Source organism: Actinoplanes sp. NPDC051633 (genome assembly GCF_040681735.1).
In the GTDB taxonomy this organism is placed as follows: Bacteria; Actinomycetota; Actinomycetes; order Mycobacteriales; family Micromonosporaceae; genus Actinoplanes.
In genome coordinates, this window is the sequence record NZ_JBFAZH010000933.1 from 1 (window position 1) to 3,117 (window position 3,117).

Annotated in this window: 4 protein-coding genes; all 4 read left to right on the forward strand. The window is 72.0% G+C overall.

The window, feature by feature from the left end; genetic code table 11:
- Positions 1-792: ATP-binding SpoIIE family protein phosphatase (locus AB0M20_RS34700; protein ID WP_364304617.1), on the forward strand; the 792-nt coding region annotated here is incomplete at its 5' end.
- A gap of 38 nt (positions 793-830) precedes the next feature.
- A complete protein-coding gene (locus AB0M20_RS34705) occupies positions 831-2,087 on the forward strand; it encodes a cation:proton antiporter (RefSeq protein WP_364304619.1) in 1,257 nt (418 codons plus the stop codon).
- Between the two features lie 90 nt (positions 2,088-2,177).
- Positions 2,178-2,939, forward strand: coding sequence for a VOC family protein (locus AB0M20_RS34710; RefSeq protein ID WP_364304621.1), 762 nt, complete (start codon positions 2,178-2,180; stop codon positions 2,937-2,939).
- A 9-nt stretch (positions 2,940-2,948) separates the two neighbouring features.
- Positions 2,949-3,117: DUF3072 domain-containing protein (locus AB0M20_RS34715; RefSeq protein ID WP_364304623.1), on the forward strand; the 169-nt coding region annotated here is incomplete at its 3' end.

Below are 3,117 nucleotides of genomic sequence, written 5' to 3' on the forward strand. Positions count from 1 at the left end.
AACGAGGAGATCTTCGTGACCGTCGTGTACGGGGTGCTCGACCTCGCCGACGGCACGGTCACCCTGGCCAGCGCGGGTCATCCCCCGCCGGTGCTGCGCCGGGCCGGGGTGTCCGGCGGCCCCGCCACGGCCGAGCTGGTCAAGGTCCCGCCGGGAGCGCCGCTCGGGCTGGGCGGCCGGTGGCAGACCGGCGTGGTGACGCTCGAGCCGGGCGACACAGTGCTGATGTTCAGCGACGGCGTGGTGGAGCGCCGTGGCCGCCCGCTGGCCGACGGCCTCGACGACCTGGTGGCGGCCGCCGCCGGGGCGGCGAGCAGCGACCCGCGCAACCTGTGCGCGCTGGCCACCTCGGCGGTGGCCGGGCAGACCGACGACGACGTGGCGGTGCTGGCCGTCGAGCGGGCGATGGCCCGGAGCCGGTCGGCCACGCTGCAGGTGGCGGCCGAGCCGACCAGCCCGGGCCGGGTCCGGGCGTGGATGACCACGAAACTGCGCGAGTGGCAGGTGCCCGAGCCGGTGATCGGCGCGGCCATCCTCTGCACCAGCGAGCTGACCACCAACGCGCTGCTGCACGCGGGCACCCCGGCCGAGGTGCGCGTCGACCTCACCGCCGAGCGGCTGCTGGTCGCGGTCGCCGACACCGGCACCCGGGGCAGCGTCACCCGGGCGCACACCGACGCGCTGAGCAGCCGGGGCCGCGGCCTCGGCCTGATCGAGGAGCTGAGCGACAGCTGGGGCACCGATCCGACGGTGCGCGGCTCGACGGTCTGGTTCGAGATGCTGACCCCGTAGCTTTGTTACGGAGCTCCGCCTGCGGGCAGAGTGAGCGCGTGCAACTGTCCGATCTGCTCTTCGCCCTGATCGGCGTCGGCGCGCTGCTGGCCGGGATCCTGCCGCGTGTGCTCGAACGCCGTCCCCTCTCCATGCCGATCGCCTTCCTCGCGCTCGGCATGATCGTCTTCGCGCTGCCGCTGGGCCTGCCGGACGTCGATCCGCTCGCCCATCCGAAGCTCGCCGAGCACCTCACGGAGGTCGGCGTGATCGTGGCGCTGATGGGCGCCGGGCTGAAGATCGACCGGCCGCTCGGCCGCCACAGGTGGGCGTCGACCTGGCGGCTGCTCGCCGTCGCGATGCCGGTCACCATCGCCGCGATGGCGCTGCTCGGCTGGTGGTGGGCCGGCCTGGTGCCGGCCGCCGCCCTGCTGTTCGGCGCCGCGCTCGCGCCGACCGACCCGGTGCTGGCCTCGGACGTGCAGGTCGGCGAGCCGACCGACGAGGAGGACTCCGAGGACGAGGTGCGGTTCGCGCTTACCTCGGAGGCGGGGCTCAACGACGGGCTGGCGTTCCCGTTCGTCTACGCCGCGATCGGCATGGCCGGCGTGGCCGGGCTGGGCTGGGCCGGCGATTGGGTGCTGCAGGACGTGCTCTACAAGGGCGTCGTGGGCGTGGTCGGCGGGCTGCTCGTCGGCAAGGCGCTGGGCAAGCTGTTCTTCCGGGCCCGGAAGGAGGCGCTGCGGCTGGCCCGGCACTCCGAGGGCTTCCTCGCGCTGGCCGCGACCTTCATCGCGTACGGGCTGGTCGAGGTCGCCGGCGGCTACGGCTTCCTGGCGGTCTTCATCGCCGCGCGCGGGATCCGGTCGGCCGAGCGGTCGCACGACTACCACCAGGTGCTGCACGATTTCGCGGAGCAGACCGAGCGGCTGCTGACGGTGCTGCTGCTGATGCTCTTCGGCGGCGCGGTCGTCAGCGGGCTGCTGACTCCGCTCACCTGGCCGGCCGCGCTGACCGGACTGGCCCTGATTCTGGTGATCCGGCCACTCACCGGATATCTCTCGTTGCTCCGCGCGCCCGGCCGCCGGGCTGAGCACGCGGTGATCGCCGCGTTCGGGATCCGCGGCATCGGTTCCTTCTACTACCTGGCGTACGCGACGGCGCACGCCAAGTTCCCGGACGCCGAGCTCTTGTGGGCAACCGTCGGATTTGTCGTTCTGGTATCGGTCATCGTGCACGGAATCGTGGTCACTCCAGTGATGCAATTGTTGGATCGGTCGAACTCGCGAACACGTACCGTCACTGAAACTCGCTAATTTCCGACATTGAACCCCGGGATGGTGGCGGAGCGTATTGATTGCCGTAAGGTGATCGCCGAAGCGGTGACGTCCACGATGGAGCGGTTCATGCGGATCAGAGGTTTCGCGCCGGGGGCCCCTTGCTGGGTCGAGCTGGCCAGTGCAGAGCCGGGCCGGGCTCAAGATTTCTACGCGTCCCTGTTCGGCTGGGAGCCTGCCGGTGATCGCTTCAAGCTTCGCGGGCGCGCCGTCGCCGGCCTGACCCGTTCGCGCCCCGGGCGCCCCGCCGGGTGGCTGACCTACCTGGCGGCGCCCGACCTGGGTAAAGCGGTGCAGCGCTTCGCGCGGGCCGGCGGTCGATGCCTGAGCGGCCCGACGATCGGCCGCGGCGGGCAGGGCGCGGTGGTCGCCGACCCGACCGGCGCGCTGCTCGGTCTGTGGCAGGCGGACGACTTCGCCGGCGCCCAGATGGCCGGCGAGCCCGGCGCGATGGCCTGGCCGGAGCTGCTAACCGACGACCCGGCCGCCGCCGAGCGGTTCTACGGCGACGCGCTCGGGTGGCTGTTGCGCGACGGCATCGACTGGCTCACCCCGGCGCACGACGCGATGGCCGGCCTGGCGCCCGGCGGCCGGGTGGGCCGCTGGCGCTGCGCGTTCGAGGTGACCGACTGCGCCGCGACCGTGGGCGCCGCGTGCGACCTGGGCGCGGAGATGGTGATCGCGCCCACCGACATGGGTCTCGGCATGATCGCCGAGCTGCGCGACCCATGGGGTACGCCGTTCGCGGTGACCGCGCCGGCCACCCGTCCGGTGGACCTCATGTTGCAGTTCAGCGCACTCGCAGGCATGGAGATGACCTTCCCGGGGTAGTTGGAACACATGTCCGAACCAACCTCGAACACCATCAAGGATCCCGACGACTGGACGACCGGCGACGAGCCGGCCACCGGGGCACAGGAGTCGTACCTGCACACTCTTGCCTCCGAAGCACACGAGGACGTACCCGACGAATTGAGCAAGGCCGACGCCTCGCGCATGATCGACGAAC

Excerpts from the sequence above, each read along its gene's own strand:
- AB0M20_RS34710 (WP_364304621.1), top strand. The coding sequence starts at position 2,178 with ATGCGGATCAGAGGTTTCGCGCCGGGGGCCCCTTGCTGGGTCGAGCTG.